Annotated in this window: 20 protein-coding genes and 1 tRNA gene; 7 read left to right on the top strand and 14 right to left on the bottom strand. The window is 49.6% G+C overall.

Translation table 11 applies throughout. The features are described from left to right. The 3 genes from galU to AC9UG7_RS05585 form a co-directional block, all read left to right on the top strand. On the top strand, window positions 1-828 hold an 828-nt coding region (gene galU / locus AC9UG7_RS05595; protein WP_509585341.1), incomplete at its 5' end, for a UTP--glucose-1-phosphate uridylyltransferase GalU. Window positions 829-948: 120 nt separating this feature from the next. Beyond that, window positions 949-3105, top strand: coding sequence for a 4Fe-4S binding protein (locus tag AC9UG7_RS05590; protein ID WP_509585338.1), 2157 nt, complete (start codon window positions 949-951; stop codon window positions 3103-3105). Continuing rightward, window positions 3102-4130, top strand: coding sequence for an FAD:protein FMN transferase (locus AC9UG7_RS05585; RefSeq protein WP_509585335.1), 1029 nt, complete (start codon window positions 3102-3104; stop codon window positions 4128-4130). Before AC9UG7_RS05590 ends, AC9UG7_RS05585 begins: the two co-directional genes overlap by 4 nt. Here AC9UG7_RS05585 and AC9UG7_RS05580 read toward each other — a convergent pair. The 3 genes from AC9UG7_RS05580 to AC9UG7_RS05570 are packed head-to-tail and all read right to left on the bottom strand — an operon-like array spanning window position 4113 to window position 5934. Continuing rightward, window positions 4113-4439 (bottom strand): nucleotidyltransferase family protein, encoded by a 327-nt coding sequence (locus AC9UG7_RS05580; protein ID WP_509585332.1) that lies wholly within the window; start codon window positions 4437-4439, stop codon window positions 4113-4115. The two genes, AC9UG7_RS05585 and AC9UG7_RS05580, sit on opposite strands and share 18 nt — an antisense overlap. Continuing rightward, window positions 4432-4845, bottom strand: coding sequence for an HI0074 family nucleotidyltransferase substrate-binding subunit (locus AC9UG7_RS05575; protein WP_509585329.1), 414 nt, complete (start codon window positions 4843-4845; stop codon window positions 4432-4434). Before AC9UG7_RS05575 ends, AC9UG7_RS05580 begins: the two co-directional genes overlap by 8 nt. A 21-nt stretch (window positions 4846-4866) precedes the next feature. Beyond that, the gene (locus AC9UG7_RS05570; protein ID WP_509585326.1) at window positions 4867-5934 is read right to left on the bottom strand and encodes an XdhC family protein; all 1068 of its coding nucleotides are present in this window, start codon (window positions 5932-5934) and stop codon (window positions 4867-4869) included. 86 nt (window positions 5935-6020) lie between these two features. On the opposite strand from AC9UG7_RS05570, the gene AC9UG7_RS05565 reads away from it, so the two are divergent. Next, window positions 6021-6749, top strand: a complete 729-nt coding sequence (locus AC9UG7_RS05565; protein ID WP_509585323.1) for a 16S rRNA pseudouridine(516) synthase — start codon at window positions 6021-6023, stop codon at window positions 6747-6749. Window positions 6750-6789: 40 nt separating this feature from the next. Here AC9UG7_RS05565 and AC9UG7_RS05560 read toward each other — a convergent pair whose 3' ends face one another. After that, window positions 6790-7569 carry an alpha/beta fold hydrolase gene (locus AC9UG7_RS05560; protein ID WP_509585320.1) on the bottom strand — a complete coding sequence of 260 codons (780 nt, stop codon included), beginning with the start codon at window positions 7567-7569 and terminating at the stop codon, window positions 6790-6792. A 130-nt stretch (window positions 7570-7699) separates the two neighbouring features. On the opposite strand from AC9UG7_RS05560, the gene AC9UG7_RS05555 reads away from it, so the two are divergent. The 3 genes from AC9UG7_RS05555 to AC9UG7_RS05545 all read left to right on the top strand — a co-directional run bounded on the left by AC9UG7_RS05555 (window position 7700) and on the right by AC9UG7_RS05545 (window position 9846). Then, window positions 7700-8887: a hypothetical protein gene (locus AC9UG7_RS05555; RefSeq protein ID WP_509585317.1), complete on the top strand. Its 1188-nt coding sequence runs from the start codon at window positions 7700-7702 to the stop codon at window positions 8885-8887. A 32-nt stretch (window positions 8888-8919) separates the two neighbouring features. Then, window positions 8920-9013 (top strand) — tRNA-Leu (locus tag AC9UG7_RS05550). 212 nt (window positions 9014-9225) lie between these two features. After that, window positions 9226-9846, top strand: coding sequence for a DUF6806 family protein (locus AC9UG7_RS05545; protein ID WP_509585314.1), 621 nt, complete (start codon window positions 9226-9228; stop codon window positions 9844-9846). 3 nt (window positions 9847-9849) lie between these two features. Here the strand turns inward: AC9UG7_RS05545 and AC9UG7_RS05540 are convergent, their stop codons facing one another. The 10 genes from AC9UG7_RS05540 to ribD are packed head-to-tail and all read right to left on the bottom strand — an operon-like array spanning window position 9850 to window position 17326. After that, window positions 9850-10680, bottom strand: coding sequence for an energy transducer TonB (locus tag AC9UG7_RS05540; protein ID WP_509585311.1), 831 nt, complete (start codon window positions 10678-10680; stop codon window positions 9850-9852). Between the two features lie 9 nt (window positions 10681-10689). Continuing rightward, window positions 10690-11136, bottom strand: a complete 447-nt coding sequence (locus AC9UG7_RS05535) for a biopolymer transporter ExbD (protein ID WP_509585308.1) — start codon at window positions 11134-11136, stop codon at window positions 10690-10692. Between the two features lie 15 nt (window positions 11137-11151). Then, complete coding sequence (gene tolQ, locus AC9UG7_RS05530) at window positions 11152-11844, bottom strand: protein TolQ (RefSeq protein ID WP_509585306.1); 693 nt, start codon at window positions 11842-11844, stop codon at window positions 11152-11154. Continuing rightward, a complete protein-coding gene (ybgC, locus tag AC9UG7_RS05525) occupies window positions 11841-12248 on the bottom strand; it encodes a tol-pal system-associated acyl-CoA thioesterase (RefSeq protein ID WP_509585303.1) in 408 nt (135 codons plus the stop codon). Before ybgC ends, tolQ begins: the two co-directional genes overlap by 4 nt. Then, entirely contained in the window at window positions 12245-13435 is a 1191-nt protein-coding gene (locus tag AC9UG7_RS05520; RefSeq protein WP_509585301.1) for a pyridoxal phosphate-dependent aminotransferase, read from the bottom strand. The genes ybgC and AC9UG7_RS05520 overlap by 4 nt, the downstream gene beginning before the upstream one ends. 4 nt (window positions 13436-13439) lie before the next feature. After that, window positions 13440-13967: a transcription antitermination factor NusB gene (gene nusB / locus AC9UG7_RS05515; RefSeq protein WP_509585298.1), complete on the bottom strand. Its 528-nt coding sequence runs from the start codon at window positions 13965-13967 to the stop codon at window positions 13440-13442. After that, window positions 13964-14431 (bottom strand): 6,7-dimethyl-8-ribityllumazine synthase, encoded by a 468-nt coding sequence (ribH, locus tag AC9UG7_RS05510; protein WP_509585295.1) that lies wholly within the window; start codon window positions 14429-14431, stop codon window positions 13964-13966. The genes nusB and ribH overlap by 4 nt, the downstream gene beginning before the upstream one ends. A gap of 2 nt (window positions 14432-14433) precedes the next feature. After that, entirely contained in the window at window positions 14434-15555 is a 1122-nt protein-coding gene (gene ribBA, locus AC9UG7_RS05505; protein WP_509585292.1) for a bifunctional 3,4-dihydroxy-2-butanone-4-phosphate synthase/GTP cyclohydrolase II, read from the bottom strand. After that, window positions 15552-16205, bottom strand: a complete 654-nt coding sequence (locus AC9UG7_RS05500) for a riboflavin synthase (RefSeq protein WP_509585289.1) — start codon at window positions 16203-16205, stop codon at window positions 15552-15554. Before AC9UG7_RS05500 ends, ribBA begins: the two co-directional genes overlap by 4 nt. Before the next feature lie 17 nt (window positions 16206-16222). Next, on the bottom strand, window positions 16223-17326 hold the full coding sequence (gene ribD / locus AC9UG7_RS05495; protein WP_509585286.1) for a bifunctional diaminohydroxyphosphoribosylaminopyrimidine deaminase/5-amino-6-(5-phosphoribosylamino)uracil reductase RibD: 1104 nt from the start codon (window positions 17324-17326) through the stop codon (window positions 16223-16225). Between the last annotated feature and the right edge of the window lie 10 nt (window positions 17327-17336).

The raw sequence follows: 17336 nt of genomic DNA, 5'->3' as shown, positions 1-17336 counted from the left end.
GGCTTAGGCTCTCGCTTTTTACCTGCCACCAAAGCTTCAGCCAAGGAAATGTTGCCCGTCGTGGACAAGCCCTTGATCCAGTACGCGGTGGAGGAGGCCTACGAGGCGGGTATCAGGCACATGATATTTGTCACCGGTCGTACCAAGCGCAGCATTGAAGACCATTTCGATACGGCTTATGAACTTGAAAGCGAACTAGAGCTGGCGGGTAAAACAGAATTGCTTAAGCTTGCTCGCAGCATCTCTCCTGAAGACATGGTCTGCAGTTATGTTCGACAGCCACGTGCCTTGGGCTTAGGTCACGCAGTTCTTTGCGCCCAACCCTTGGTCGGTATGGAATCTTTTGCAGTTTTGTTGGCTGACGATTTGATGGTAGGTCAACCCTCCATCACTTCGCAAATGGTTAGTCAATTTGATCATTTGCAATCAAGTATTTTGGCGGTGCAGGATGTGCCGCTTGAACATACGAACCGTTACGGTATCGTCAGTGGTACGTCTACCACTGAGCATTTAACAGAGCTTAGTGGCATCATTGAAAAGCCTGCACCCTCAGCAGCCCCTGGTACTTTGGCGGTAGCGGGTCGCTATATTCTCACTCCTGGTATTTTTCAAGAGCTTCTACACACGCCTAAAGGCGCAGGTGGTGAAATTCAATTGACAGATGCCATTGCACAATTATTGAAGAAAGAAAAAGTGTTTGCCTACAGATACCAAGGCACACGATATGACTGTGGCAGCAAGCTAGGCTTTTTACAAGCCACAGTCGACTTAGGCGAAATTCACCCTCAAGTAGGTGCTGAATTTGCCGCCTGGCTGGCCCATCGCTAGCCCGTACTTCACGCCTTAAAAACCGGCTTCATCAGTCGCATTCGCTACTCTGCTTCAGCAGTTAGCGTGGTTTACCCTATGCGATGAAATGTTATAAATGGTGAAGTTCTTGGAATACAAATGCGTTTCATATACCGTTTAGAAGTGTGCTTGCGTTGGCTGGCTGCCAGCTTGGTGTTTTCCATCACGCCAACGACAGCCGGCATGCTCATCAAGTCGGATGTTGAAGCTCTATTTGCGGATAAATATACCGTGGGTGAGATTCAACCCAATATGCCTTTATGGCCATTGTTCACGAAAAATACTGAACAACCAGATGCCAAGCCTGAGCTCTTTGCCTACGTATTTGAAACAGTAGATTTTGAACCTGTGCGAGGCTATGGTGGCAAACCCATCAATATATTGGTGGCCATGGATTTACAGGGTCATTTTCTTGAGTCTAAATTGCTCGACCACAAGGAACCCATCTTTAGATCTGAAGCAGGATTTGCCAAGTTAGCTAAATTTGCGGCGCAATATGTCGGACTTTCTACGCATCACAATATTCAGATCTATGCCCATACTGCAAAGACGAGCAGAGATGATGTGTATGCAGCATTACATGGTGTGCAAGCCGGTACCGTAAGTGCCAAGGCGATAGATAAAACCATTGTGCTGTCAGCAGCTTCAGTCGCTTTGGCGCACACAGAGGCGGCGGCGGCGGGTCAAATCGCAGGTGCTGCGGCCGTTGGTAAGAAAATCAAAGCCCAAGATGAGACATATGCAAAACTAGATTGGGAAACGCTTTTAAGTCGCGGTATGGTGAGCACGCAAACATTCAAGCGTGCAGATATTGAAAAAGCATTTGCTGGCACCAAAGCTTTCGGTAATGACAAATTAGCTGAGGCAAATCCCAATGAAATTGCATTGTCAGTGCACGTGGCTTTGGTCAGTTTGCCGAATATTGGACGTAACTTGCTCGACGAAAACGGCTGGCGTTTACTCAACACCAACAGGCGTCAAGCGCAAGCACTTTTAGTGACTGAGTCTGGTCCGATGGCACGCATGGCGTACGAGAGTCAACGTATTCAGCAAGACTTGCCATTTGAAGTCAGGCAAGGCGGTAATGAATTGACCTTACGAGCCATGTCTTATGACAAGGGTTTGAAAGTGCCTGGTTACCCCGAATCAACCCGTGCCTATTTTTTCATTATTGAAAACTCAACCCCACTGGATGCCGCCGCACCTTTTGAGTTAGATTTGAAATGGGGTAGGCGTTTTGGTGTGTACCCCAATCAGGTGGTGTATAAAAAACTCCCTCTTGACTATTCATTCAACGGTTGGCGTGCGACTTGGTCGAACATCTTGGATGTTGATATGTCCAATGCCGAATGGGTAAAAACCTGGATCAGCCGAGATTTGGAAATCACTGTGTTGATTTTGGGATTGATCGTGCTCAGCATAGGCTTGTTGATGCAAAAGCGTTTGAGTGCAAATGCCCGCCGGTTCAAAATTTTCCGTATGCTGTATTTGATTTACACCCTGGGCTTCATCGGTTGGTTTGCACAAGGGCAATTAACCATTGTAAATATTACCGCGTCTTTGGATGAACTCAGACAAGGCGGCGACCTTGGATTTTTTATGAATGATCCAATGACGGTGATTTTGTGGCTATTCGTTGCTGGGACATTATTGGTTTGGGGGCGCGGTACTTTTTGTGGCTGGTTGTGTCCGTTCGGTGCATTGCAAGAACTCATCAGTATGCTGACGCAAGCTGTAGGAATGCGCCACAAACGTTTACGCACAGCTTTAGATGCAAAGCTTAAATGGATCAAGTATGTGGTGTTGGTGGTTATCTTGGGTGGTGTTTGGTTTTCCCCTTCATTCGCCGAAGTGGCTGTCGAAATCGAACCGTTTAAGACTGCCATCAGTATGTACTTTGTGCGTGACTGGCCTAATATTGCCTGGGCTGTGTTTTGCATTGGCTTGAGTGTGTTCGTCTACCGCGGTTACTGTCGCTATATTTGCCCTCTGGGTGCAGCATTAGCAGCAACCAATGTGTTGCAGCGTTGGTCTTGGATTCCGCGCCGAGAAGCTTGCGGCACACCTTGTCAAACCTGTCGTCACCGTTGTGAATACCAGGCCATTGAGCCAGAAGGCAAAGTGAATTACAGCGAATGTTTTCAGTGCCTTGATTGTGTGTCTATCTATCAAGATGACCAGCGTTGTTTGCCATTGATTCAAGAACGCAAGGACGGAAGTCGTTTCATACCTATCAACGCAGGATCAACTTCATGAATCTTCATCGACGTCAATGCTTGAAATGGGGATCAGCGCTAGGGGTTGCAGGAGTATGGGGGGCTGGGGCACTGGCGAATACCGATGCCGCACTTTGGGACCCTAAGACCAGGTCATTCAACTCGCTGATTTGGCGAGAACGTGCATTGGTTGGGTTTGGTACGACATTATGGTTGCGTGCGGCGCATACCCATTCGGATCTATTGGAATCAGCTTTGAATGACGCCGTCACGGCCATATGCCAAGTGGAATCTGACATGAGCTTGTTCAATCCTGACAGTGCGGTATCGCGATTGAACCGCGATGGCGTTTTAAACAATCCTTCTGCCGCCTTGTTGTCTGTTTTGAGTTTGTCTCGTTATGTGTCAGCACGCAGTCATGGTGCATTTGATGTCACCGTGCAGCCCCTATGGGAAGTTTGGTCTCAAGCAAAAAATGAACAACGATTGCCAGAGCGCAAACTACTTGAACGTCAATTGCATTTGGTCAATTGGCAAGCCTTGGAAGTGAACCCGCACAGCATTCGATTGAACGCTTCAGGTATGGGGGTCTCGCTCAATGGCATAGCCCAAGGTTATGCAGCTGATCTGGTGCGGTCTGTGCTGCAGTCGCATGGCGTGAAACATGCGTTGATTGACACGGGTGAAACTGCCACGCTGGGACATGCGCCCTCAAACTCACCTTGGCGTTTCGGGATAGAAAATGCCACAAATAGCAAGGGACAACAGCCCGTCATTTCAACCGATGGACGCGCCGTGGCCACTTCTTCTGACTCGCATACGGCTTTCACTTCTGACCACATGCATCATCATATTTTCAATCCACATACTGGCGACTCTGCGCCCTATTGGGCATCTGTTTCGGTGATTGCGCCTTCATGTGTGCTGGCGGATGCGTTAACCAAGGTGTTTTTCATGTGCCCGCCACAACTTGTGCAGCGCACTGCCAAGGCATGGGGTGTTGACGTGCTGATGCAGGACAAACGCGGCAAGTGGCTTGATACATGGTCAAAGCGGTCGGCCTAGTTTGATGACAGCGTAACTGTTTTTGATTAAACGTCTGAAATTTTCTGATGTCTCAGACCAAAGGATCAGGTCAACTTTAAAGGGTAAGTCTGAATCGCTGAATGCTTTTTTCAGGTCTGCCAATGTCGCAATGCTCAACGCTTCTTCACCCATAATGACGGTATCTAGGTCAGAATAAGATTTGACTACGCCCTTGACTCTGGAGCCAAATGCCCATACTTCTCTATTAGGGATATGCTTTTCTAAAATATTTTGAATAATGACCCATTCATTCATACTGACCGAAATGGGCGGTTTGGCTTCAATCATGTTTGAGTTGAAGTTGATTACAAAGGTATTTGATTTCTTCTATGAAATCAGGAATAACCGCAACCACTTTATCTGCAACCTGTTCGTCATAAGTATGACTGGTTTTAGCACGCATTTCTCTGAATATTTTCCAGGTTGACCAGTCATTTTTTAAGAGTGATTGCTCATTGCCAGTACGTATCAAATCTGCAAACGGCATACCGTCAAATACTTGTGGATTTGCAGAAGTCATTTCCAAGTGTCTTTTCAACATCTTATGACTGATCTCATAAGTAAATTCATAACGTTGTATCAAACCATCTCGAATCTGTGAGTCGCTTATGTCCAGCATAAATCGGGCATAGCCCTCGACCAATCGGTGTAATGCCTTTTGGAGCGAGCTTAAATCTAGCTTGTTGTTAGTCATGTAGGTCAGCAATAACTATCATCAACGAATGCCGCACACCAGTGTGCCGGGGTCGTTGTGCGCAATATCTTGGCTGTTTTTGGCATGGGCGACATCCATGTCTCGAGGAAGAGGGACACCGTTTTTGACGGCCAATACCTCTGCCATGATGCTGACTGCAATCTCTGCAGGTGTTTTGCTACCGATATAAATACCAATCGGGCCACGTAAACGCTTGAGTTCTTCCTCGGATTTATCCAGATGTTCGATCATGCGTTGATGCCGCGCTTCATTATTGCGGCGTGATCCAATGGCGCCAACGTAAAAAGCATCTGTCTCTAACGCCTCCAAAAGAGCCAAGTCGTCAAGCTTGGGGTCATGGGTAAGGGCGATCACACAACTGCGCCGATCTGCTCTGAAACTTTGCACCACATCGTCTGGCATCTCGCTGGTAATGGAGACTTGAGGTACCGACCAAGCACCTCTGTATTCTTCACGCGGATCGCACACAGTCACAGCAAATCCATTGAACAATGCCATGGTAGCGAGGTACTCGGTTAATTGCCCAGCACCAATCAGCAGCATGCGGTACTCAGGACCAAATGTATTCACCAATTGAGCATCATCTATATGGAGCTCAGTCGGGGTATCACTGGCTTGCAGGCTCACACTGCCATCAGCCAGCAAAGTGGTGCGTTGCATCAATTTGCCTTGCTCCAGAGACAGCACCAATTGGTCTAATTGCTTGGCGTCAGGATCAAATTCAAGCAGTAACTCCAGGGTACCGCCGCAGGGCAGGCCAAAGCGATGCGCTTCATCCGCTGTGATGCCGTATTTGACTCTGTGAGGAGCACCGCTGGGGATAACTGCGGTTTCGCCTGTTGCTTGACCTGTGGCATAGGCTTGGGTGAATCGGTAAATTAAATCGTCTTCAATGCAACCGCCAGAGACTGAACCAACCACCGCACCGGTTTCACACAGCGCCATGATGGAACCGATAGGCCGAGGCGAAGAACCCCATGTCCGAACCACCGTGGCCAGCAGGGCGCGTTGCCCAGCAAGCCGCCAATTGCGTAAAGAGCGCAGAACCATGACATCGATATTTTCCATGGGGCATACTTTAACGCTTGGCAAGGCCGTCAATCTCACTTTTTATCAAACCATCACATATGTCATCCCCTGTATTTTTGAGTGATATGCTTTTTTCACAAGGCTTTGGCACACGTCGCATATGTCATGGGTTGGTACAACAAGGCTTGGTCAAGATAGATACGGGTCAAGGTTTACTGGTTCATGAGCAAACAGATTTGATGATTGAGCCTTATAGCGGCATGCCATTCATGGTGCAAGGCGTACTTTGGCAGTACCATGCGAAGGCCTATGTATTACTGCACAAACCCGCCGGCACCGAGTGCTCTCATAAACCCTCAGCCTGGCCCAGCGTTTACTCATTGTTGCCCACACCATTGAGGCAACGACCGGCAAAAACAGGTTTACAAGGCGTGCAGGCCGTCGGTCGACTGGACCAGGACACCACGGGTATGTTGTTGCTCAGTGATGACGGACAGTTCATCCATCGCATGAGTTCGCCTAAGCACCATGTACCCAAAGTGTATGAATTGGCCACAGAAGACGCTTTGGATGAAACCGTTGTCAAGAAATTACTGCAAGGTGTGGTTTTAAATGATGACCCATCACCGGTCAAAGCTGCCTCATGTAGCTTGGTCGGCAGCCACCAGATGCAATTGACTTTGACAGAGGGCAAATACCACCAAGTCAAGCGTATGCTTGCAGCCACCGGTCATAAGGTCGTGCAATTACATCGCTCACGCATAGGTGAACTGGTATTGGGTGAGCAACTTCAACCAGGTGAATGGCGATGGCTCTCAGCAGATGAATTGTCTGTATTGACTCGCAAGCAATGAATGGTTTTGCAGATGTTGACGGTGTTGCGTTATCTCAACTTCAGGGAAGATCTTTTAAAAAATCAACGATCATTTGCTTACTGAACTCTGCCTGATCTTTGTGTGGTGAATGCCCGCAGTGAGGCAATATTTCACGCTTTACTGACCCGCTTGTATGAAGCAATTCAATATGCTGCATGCTTCCATATTGGTCATTTGTACCCTGAATAGCAAGCAAGTCTGCTGTAATGTTGAGACACTCTTTTTGAATATCGAAAGATCGGAATTCCTCAGATAACCACACGTCGTTCCACTGCCAGAATGCACAGTCCACATCGGCATGAAAACGCGAGAGCCTTGAGCGTAAATCACCTTTTTCAAATGCGTCTTTGGCAGCTTCGATAGAGCGCAAACTCATGTCCTCTACGAACAGATGCGGCGCCATGACCACCACGCCTGAAACCGTATACCGAGCTGCATGAAGCAAAGCGATGGTCGCACCATCCGAATGCCCCAGCAGAACCGGTTGAGATATGGCACAAATGTCCAATAGTTCAGGAAGTACACGCCATGCCTCTTGGTGCATATAGTCCGCTGACAAACGGTTCTTTCCACGCACATCCCCGACAGCCTCGGACCGTCCGTAGCCACGGCGGGAATATACCCACCCGCTGCGGCCACTGGCCTCGCACAACGCTTTAGGCCAATCCAAATGTCTAGATTGCCACATGGCAACCGAACCTAGACCCTCGTGTAGAAAAACAATCGGTGCCAACTGATCAGTTCCATCGATCTTTCTGATTTCCAGTTGCACACCTGAGACACAAACAGAGTTCATCATGAATTGTCAAAAAAGTTTCAAATTAACCTGTATAAAAGAGTACCAAAGTAAGCAATCACCCAAGTAAATCCGCATAGACTGACCCCAGCTATTACAGTACATTTTCTTTATTTGACATTATTTGGCTTTTATGGAAGAAATTGACCGCGATGATGCAGGGCACCTAAAAAATCTGCGCTTGGCTGCGGGTTTTGATCATGCACAACTTGCGGCGAAGTCCAATCTATCCGTTGGTCAATTGCGGCAACTGGAGGAGGGTGGAGACAATCTTTTTTATTCTCCCCAAATCAAATCCCAGTCTATGCGTAGAGTCATCCGCCTGCTGGAGAATCCTACGCCGGCGGCAATCCTTTCCAGGGTTGAAGCACAAGACCCTATCCCTCGTGCAAGCAACAACGTCATTGAAGACATCATCCGTCTTTCTGAAACAAATCTTAAGGACGGGTTTCTTACTTCATCTGTTCGTCATCCAGTGAGATTGGGCTGGACTTTTTCATTCATTGTCTTCATTCTGCTCAGTCTGGCTGTTTTTTCTTGGTGGAAATCCAGTCAACAAATCGCGATTAATGTATTCACAGAGTGGATAGATCCACCGTTTTCTGATCGCAATGCAGGTGTATCTTCGACTGAAAACAACTTGTCACAGCTTCCATCCATGACAACCGGTAAGAGCAGCACGCAAGAAATTACCATCAATCCTGTCCCGACTGCACCTGAAGTTGAAAAAGCGCAAACCAAATCAGACGCTGTAAGCTCAACCAACCCTGTAGTTGCAGCCCCCAAACCTGCAGACCCGGTGGTACCAAGTGCTGTCAAATTAAGTAAGCCAAGTACCGAAGCGGCAACCCTTCCTGCAGCCACAACAAGTGCTGGTGTGTCAGTCGCAACAAGTTCATCTGCCTCCGCCAATGCGATACCCCCGTCTGCCTCTGCAAGCGCTGCGCCTATAGCTTCATTGAATGCAGCAACATCACCCGCCAAAGAAAAAGCGTTTGCCGTCAAACCAGAAAAAAATGATTGTTCTTCTATCAACTCTCAGCCTGTGAGTGCCACTGCATACTCCGCCACAAAACCTGCTAGCTATGTGTATTTGCTGGCCAATCAGCCTGTACAAATTTGTGTGGATGATGGTGCAAAAAATCACACGGTGGTCAATTTAGAGCCTGGCATAGGGCGCAGCATTCACGGAACACCGCCTTGGACGCTAAGCAGTCGTTCCTTATCATCTGTTCAAATTTATTTTCAAGGCAGCAAGTTAATGCTGCCTTCAGAAACTGCAAATCGTATTTATTTGAAAGAGCAAAGCTTAACCCCCTGATTTTTTGTCACAATATGGCATTGTCAACACTTGCCTGAGTGGTGAAATTGGTAGACACAGCGGACTTAAAATCCGCCGCTTTCGTGAATAGCGGGCGTACCGGTTCGATTCCGGTCTCAGGCACCACCATTGAATGAGGTGGTTTTACACATGCGTTGAAATCCGCAATCTGCGAATAGCCACCTGAATCAAGTAGACGCATATCAGGTGAGGGTAATATGCCACAGTCGCTTGTGTACCGATCAATTTTTTTATATTTGAAGCAAGGCTTTTAAAATAAAGTATGCACTTATCAAGGGCTGAAATCAGGTTGTCTTTACCACTGCTATCATGCTTTGATGAGCAAATTCAACACCACTTTCGAAATTCATTTACACGGCTCAGTGCCATTGCGAGATGAAATTACTTTTGATCATTTGCAGGATGCACTTCGCGCCCTGTGGGTTTATGCTGGCGCACGTTCCTTGAAGGAATGTGCTGACAGTTTTTATGAAGAAGAACCTGGAATTAGATTGGATGCCAACGAGCACATGTTGCAAATTTGTTGGACCATCAAAGGCGAAGACGATTTCCGTCAGGTGCTTGATGATATTTGTATGGCATTGAATGACTTGACCAGAGAAGGTGCCGCGCTTGAGGTCACTTTTTACGACGCTGAATTTGACGACGAGGACGAGGCCCAGGGCAGAGACTCAAAAGATGATTTTCTGATGTTGTTTGTAGGCCCTACTCCCGCAGCCATCATGCAAGTGCAAAGAGATTTGCTGGTTCAGGACCTTGTCACACTCATGGAGCGTCACTTTGATGCTTCTGAACTCAGCGATGTGGTGCTTGAGGTAGATAAATTATTTAGCAAGCGATTTGACTCGCTGGTGAACTCCTTAGAGATCAGTACCCCACCTAAAGGCAATGGCGGTAACTCGGGGCATTCGGGCCGTAGACCGCGCCATTTGCATTGACTGTCAATCCCTGGGCCTGAATACAAAAGGAATTCGGGAAGGGATGCTGCCGTTTTCATCTCGTGGCAATTGCGCTGTTTTTTCTATGGCCGCCATGACCGCCTGATCCCAGGCAGCATTGCCACTGGACTGAATCAATTTCTTACCTAAAATTTCTCCGCTTGGACTGCATATGACTTCAACTTCGGCAGCGGGGTTGCCTTTCACCGATTGCAATTGGGCTTCGGAAAAAGTGATGTTGGGTTTCACCCGGTTTCGCAGTTTGCTTAAATAACCGTCACTGGGTCGACCGCTGCTTTTGGTTTCCCCGACCGCATCCACCGCATTGGCGGAGGATGCTTCCTGGTTTTTCACTCGGTTTTCAAATTTTTGCCGAAGGGCTTCACTGTCGCGTGTTTCCTGTTCAAGGCGTTTTGCTTCTTCTTTTTGTTTGCTTATTTTTTTTTCTTTCTCAAGCTCTTTTTGTTTGTCCTCCTCTTGCTTGAGCTTGAGGTCTTTTTTCTTTTGCGTGGTTGTCGCTATATCTGCGTCCGTTTTGGCTGGCTCAGGCTGCGATTTTTTGATCACTGGCGGTGGAGGTGGTGAGGGCTTAGGTTCTGCAGCAGGTGAAGGCTCTACAGGCGACACATCATTCAATTTTTGCGATGCAACTTCAGGAACGGTAGACCACAACTCTGCTTCTACCGTGTTGTCTTGAGAATCTTTTTTCCAAGTCACCCCCCAGGTCAATGCCAGCAGTAACAATGTGTGTACCAATAAAGCGAGCACCAACGCCCGCCCAGAACGCATATCTGCTGGCGGCGCAAATTCCAGATGAGCGTCTTTTTGACTCATGGATACAGCTTATTCTCCTTGGCGTACTGCCAATCCCACGCGTTGTACGCCAGCCTTTTGTAAACGGTCCATGACCTTGACTACGTTGTCGTAAGTGATGCCTTTATCGGCACTGATGATGACGGGCGTAGTGCTAACACCAGACTGTAATTGCAAAGCGATTTTGGCGACGTTATCCATGGTCGCATCTTGTTTTATTTGCGTTGTTTTATTGGCGGCAGTGCTTTTGGACTTCACCAGAATATGCAGTTGTTTATCAATTTCTATGGTGATCACTTGTTCTGGCGCTGCTGCGGCCTTGCCCACGCTGGGAACGTCAATCATGCCTGGAGTGAGTAATGGCGCAGTGACCATGAAGATGATCAACAGCACCAGCATCACATCGATGAATGGCACCATGTTGATATCACTGATGGTGCGACGGCCTTGGCGGCGGTAAGTATTGACGGTAGCCATTTGATAGCCTTGGCCTCAATGAGGGTTGCTCGGCGGTGTGCCGACATTGCGTTGCAAGATATTTGAGAACTCTTCAATAAAGGTTTCCAGTTTGTTGGCGACTCGATCTATGTCACGAGAAAAACGATTGAATGCCAGCACAGCAGGAATGGCTGCAAACAGTCCAATGGCGGTAGCAACAAGTGCTTCGGCAATGCCAGGCGCTACTTTGGCCAGCGTGACTTGCTGCAAGCCGGCCAGACCCGTGAACGCGTGCATGATGCCCCACACAGTTCCGAAGAGTCCGACGTAAGGGGATACCGAGCCGACCGAGGCCAACATAGATAAGTTGGATTCAATAGCATCCATTTCACGCTGCAAACTGGCACGCATGGCGCGACGCGCCCCATCCATCAACAAACCGCTGTCAGTGATGCGACGTTCACGCAGTTTCTGGTATTCGCGCATACCACTGGCAAAAATGCGCTCCATCGGGCCTGAAGATTTGGCATTTTGCTGGGCTGCGGCAAACAATTCATTCAAACTTTTACCAGACCAAAACTCGCGTTCAAAATACTCATTCAGATTTTTAACTTCTCGCAAAGAAATCAATTTGCGGAATATGGCTGCCCAACTCATGACTGATACCAGCATCAGCACGAGGACCACCGCTTGCACCACCCAGCTCGCATTTAACAGCAATTGAACAATGGATAAATCTTGGTTCATTTAAACAACTCCAAAAGTTGAAGCGGTATACGCTCAGGTTTCATCTTGGCAATGTTGACCCAGCCTATGCGAATCGTACCTTCGCACAGCAAGCTTTGGGTGCCGTCTTTTTCGATACGATGAGCCTGTTGATTGATCACCAAACTGGCGCGTCCTTTACCGTGAAGCACAGCGCTGACATTCAGTAAATCGTCCAGTAATGCAGGGCTATGGTATTTCAATTGGGTTTCGATCACCACAAACATACCACCCGTCTTAAGCTTCAATTGGTGTTGTTGCAGCCCTAGATGTCGCAGCCATTCTGTGCGTGCACGTTCAAAAAACTTCAAATAATTGGCATAAAACACGATGCCACCTGCATCGGTATCTTCCCAATAAACACGAACTGGAAATTGAAAACTCATGCAGCCTCCAGCAGTTGACGTAACCTGTCAGCAGCTGTGTCCAATGAGGACAGCGAACTCGCGGTCGACATGCGTACAAAGTCGCCTGGGGCATTGAGACCAAAATCACGTCCTGGCGTCAGCGCCACATGGGCGTGTTTCATGACGTGTTCAGCAAATGCCCAACTGTCTGTGAGCCCCAATTTGGCACAAGCCGAACGGCAATCGGCCCAAGCATAAAAAGCTCCGTCGGGCATTACCGGCACTGGCAAACACATGGCGTTGAGTTGCGGAATGAAATGGTCGCGCCGCTGTTTGAATGCCGCACGGCGTTCTTCGTAAATCGCTAGGCTTTGCGGCTCGAAGCAAGCCAACGCAGCGTATTGCGCCACTGTGCTGGGGCAGATGAACAGGTTTTGTGCAAGTCGTTCGATGACTGGAACCAATGCATCGGGCACCACCAACCAACCGAGTCGCCAGCCTGTCATGCTGAAGTATTTAGAAAAACTGTTGATGCTGATGATGTTGTCGTCAATGGCGAGTGCGGTCTGACCATAAGTAGAGTCATAGCTCAGTCCCAGATAAATTTCATCGACCAAAGTGATTCCACCTTTGTTGCTGACAATTTGGTGGATACGCTTTAATTCTTCAAACGCAATTGAGATGCCAGTGGGATTGGAAGGCGAGGCTAACAACACGCCGCGTGTTTGCGTATGCCAGTGGCTCAGGACTTGGTCTGCGCTCAATTGAAAACGCTGCAACGCTTCAGTGGGCAACAGCACAGCGCGGCCATCGGCGGCTTGTACAAATTGTCGGTTGCAGGGGTAGCAGGGGTCTGGCATCAATATTTCATCGCCCGCCTCAATCAAAGCCAGACAAGCCAGTTGCAATGCGGCTGAGGCACCGGCGGTCACTGCGATGCGTCTGGCAGGTATGTCTATTCCATAACGTGAACCATACCAAGCGCTGATGCGCTCGCGCAAGCTGTCCAAGCCAAGAGCGTGTGTGTATTGTGTTCGCCCCTCGTGAATGGCTTTGATGGCGGCTTCTTGAACCAACGCAGGTGCTGTGAAATCGGGCTCGCCTATGTTCAGAAAAACCATGGGTTTGTCAGAGTCTTTGGCTTGTTGCGCCAATGCAGCAGCGGCTTTGGCCATTTCCATCACAAAAAATGGTTGTATTCGGCTGGCTCTTTGGCTGATGCGCATGGCTTTAGCCGTTGTCAATCACAGATGGAACGGATGGAGCAGACTTGTCGGCTGCAACTTCAAGCGGCCTGAGCGATGGCGCCAGTCCATTGAGTACCGCATTCACATACTTGTGACCGTCAGTCCCACCGAACTCTTTGGCAAGTTCTATGCATTCATTGATGACCACGCGCCACGGAATGTCTATGCAATGCTGCATTTCATAGGCGCCGATCCAAAGTACAGCATGTTCAATTGGTGAAATTTCTACCAACTTGCGGTCAAGCAAGGGCAAGATATGCGCGTCAAGCGCATCTGCTTGAGCAGAACACCCGTGCAGCAAGGCGTCGAAATGCACGCTATCGGCTTTGTGAAAACCGCTGAGTTCACGGGTGAAACTGTCCACATCCTCTGGTGGATTACGTCCAACCAGTACTTGGTACAGCGCTTGCACGGCAAAACCGCGTGCGCGGGTGCGAGCGGCGCGGGCGCTGGCGCGGCGCATGTCCGCAGGCTTGGCGGATTTGGCGACTGGTGCGTTCTGGTCGCTCATGACAGTCTCTTCATCAGCAAAGCCATCTCCACAGCCACGCGGGCTGCATCAACGCCTTTGCTGTGTTGTCTGGCCACTGCTTGTGCTTCATTTTCAGTGGTCAATATGGCGTTGGCGATCGGTAAACCATGGTCTAAAGCCAGTTGGGTAATGGCTGCACCTGACTCGTTAGCCACCAGTTCAAAGTGGTAGGTTTCACCTCGAATAATGCAACCTAATGCAATCAAGGCATGGAACTGTTTAGATTGAGCCATGGCTTGTAAGGCGACAGGCACTTCGAGGGCACCCGGCACTTGCACATGTTCTATGTCTGAGAGAGCGACTTTCAAGGCGACTAATTCTTCGGTACACGCTTGGGCCAGTGCATGTGTAACGTCAGGATTGAAACGCGCCTGCACGATACCTATGCGCAGGCCTTTGCCGTCCAAGTCGCTGCGCGTGGTGCTCTTATCAGGTTGATGCATCTTTATTCCTTGGTCAGATAGCCGGTGATTTCAAGTCCGTAACCAGCCATGCTGGGCATGCGTCGGGGGTTGCCCATGAGGCGCATTTTGTGCACACCACAGTCACGCAATATCTGCGCACCGATACCGTAGGTGCGTAAGTCCATGCGGCCGCGCTCAGGCGCTTGCGCTGAACGTGCCACGCCTTCAAACTGAGCCAGTAACTGTTCGCCGCTTTCACCGCAGTTGAGTAGGACTACAACACCGGCGCCTTCGGACGCGATGCGCGAAAGGGCAGCGTCCAGGCTCCAAGAATGCATGACACGTTGAGGCTCCAAAGCATCAAGCACAGACAGTGGTTCGTGAACGCGAGCGAGCACCTCGTGGGTAGGTGACCATTTCCCGCGCACCAAAGCAATGTGAACACTGTCGCTCGGCAGGTCTTTGTAAGCATGAGCAGTGAATTCACCGTGGGCGGTCACCAGCGAACGGATACTGAGTTTATGAACCAGAGATTCATTGCGACTGCGATGTTCGATCAAATCTGCAATCGTGCCGATTTTCAAACCATGCTCAGCGGCAAACTGCATCAAATCGGGCAGGCGTGCCATGGTGCCGTCGTCTTTCATGATTTCGCAAATCACTGCAGAAGGTGAGCAACCAGCCATGGCGGCCAAATCACAACCTGCCTCGGTGTGACCGGCGCGCATCAATACACCTCCATCGACGGCCTGCAATGGAAAAACATGACCAGGTTGAACCAAGTCATTCGCTTTGGCATTCGGCGCGACCGCCACTTGGACAGTGCGGGCACGATCGGCGGCAGAAATGCCTGTGGTCACCCCTTGCGCTGCTTCAATAGAAACTGTGAAAGCAGTGCTGTGCACCGTTCCGTTTCTAGCCACCATGGGTGGCAAGTTCAAATGTTCACAACGCTCACGCGTGAGCGTCAAGCAAATCAAACCGCGACCAAAGCGTGCCATGAAATTGATGGCCTCAGGCGTGACATGGTCCGCAGCCAATACCAGGTCACCCTCATTTTCACGGTCTTCTTCGTCTACCAATATCACCATGCGTCCGGCACGCATATCGTCGATGATGTCTTGCAAGGGAGAAATGGCTACGTGTGGCAAATGTGCGCTCATGCGTCTGCTTTCATGTCTGAGGTGCGAGGTGGGTCGAATTGCAACATGCGCTCGACATAACGCGCGACGGTGTCAATTTCAAGGTTGACCGGACTGCTGGTTTGTAAACTGCCGAGCGCCGTATGTTCAATGGTGTGAGGAATCAAATTGATGAATACCAAGCAACCGGTGACGGTGTCTTCGATTTGGTTAACCGTCAAGCTCACACCGTTGACCGTGATGGACCCTTTGTAAGCCAGGTACTTGGCCAGCGAAGGTGGCGCCATCACTTGCAGTAACCAACTTTCCCCAATGAGTTCAAACCTGATGACTTGGCCAACACCATCTACGTGTCCAGAAACTATATGACCGCCGAGTCTGTCGTTAGCTCGCAAAGCCTTTTCCAAATTCAATGGGGTTCCAACGACATTCAGTAAAGCAGTTTTGTCCAATGACTCGGCGGAGATGTCGATGCTAAAGATGTTTTGGGTGGTGTCAAAACTGGTTACTGTCATGCAGGCGCCGTTGAGTGCAATGCTGTCGCCCAGAGTGACGTCGTCCAGATAATGCGCAGGTGTGCTGATCTCAAGGCGCTTGCCATGATCCAAAGAGCGACCCAGGTCGTGGACAGCGGCGATGCGCCCCACGCCGGTAATGATGCCGGTGAACATTCGGTTATTTTCGCAGATCAGCGAGGGGGTCTGAGCAACAGCCTCAAATCATTGCCCATTTGACAGGTTTCATGGAAATTCCACGCCTGTGCATCAGACAGGTTTGTCAACGCAGGCAGCGAGGCCATGCCCTGTCCAGGGCCGATCAACACAGGGGCAAGATACACCAACAACTCATCTACCAATCCGGCTTTTAGCAAAGAACCGTTGAGTTTATGGCCTGCTTCTATATGCACTTCGTTAAAGGCCAGTTGACCTAAGTGTTTCACCATCGCTTGTAAATCGACTTTGTTGCCATCACCGGGCAGGTAGACCAGCGTTGCTCCTTTGGCTTGCAAGTGCTGTTCTTTTTCCGGGTCTTTTTCGGCATAAAAAATGAACACTCGACGTTTTTCCTGCCAAAGCTTGGCGTGTAGTGGAGTTTGCAGCCGCGAATCGATCATAAGCAAGTCAGGCTGTCGCGGTGTGTCCATCGCCCTGACATTCAGCAAGGGGTCGTCTTGTAAAACGGTACCGATGCCGCTGAGGACAGCGCAGGCCCGCGCCCGCCAATGGTGGCCATCGTTGCGTGCCACAGTACCAGTTATCCATTGGCTACTGCCATTGATCAATGCAGTTTGACCATCCAGCGATTGGGCGATTTTCATGCGTAACCAAGGCAGGCCATATTGCATACGCTTAAAAAAACCGATGTTCAGTTCTCGTGCTTGGTTTTCCATTAAACCTGTCTGTACCTGAACACCTGCGGCACGCAAGCGGGTCAATCCTTCTCCAGCAACTTGAGGGTTTGGGTCTTGCATGCTTGCCACCACTCGGGCAATACCTGCATGGAGCAATGCATCACAGCACGGGCCGGTTCGCCCCTGGTGGGCGCAAGGCTCCAAGGTGACATAAGCGGTTGCACCTATGACGGAATTGCCACGGGACTGGGCATCGTGCAAAGCCATGATTTCTGCATGTGCCTGCCCAGCCGCTTGCGTTTGCCCTTCACCCAGCAATCGACCATCGGCCGTGGTGATCACACAGCCAACCCGCGGATTCGGCGTGGTGACATACATGGCTTGGGTGGCAAGCACCAAAGCCCGGTTCATGTGGACAGAGTCTATGGATAAAGATTGCATGGGTGGATTA

It is taken from the genome of Limnohabitans sp. (assembly GCF_046052765.1).
Taxonomy (GTDB): domain Bacteria; phylum Pseudomonadota; class Gammaproteobacteria; order Burkholderiales; family Burkholderiaceae_C; genus Limnohabitans.
This window is presented reverse-complemented; position numbering and strand designations above follow the sequence as displayed.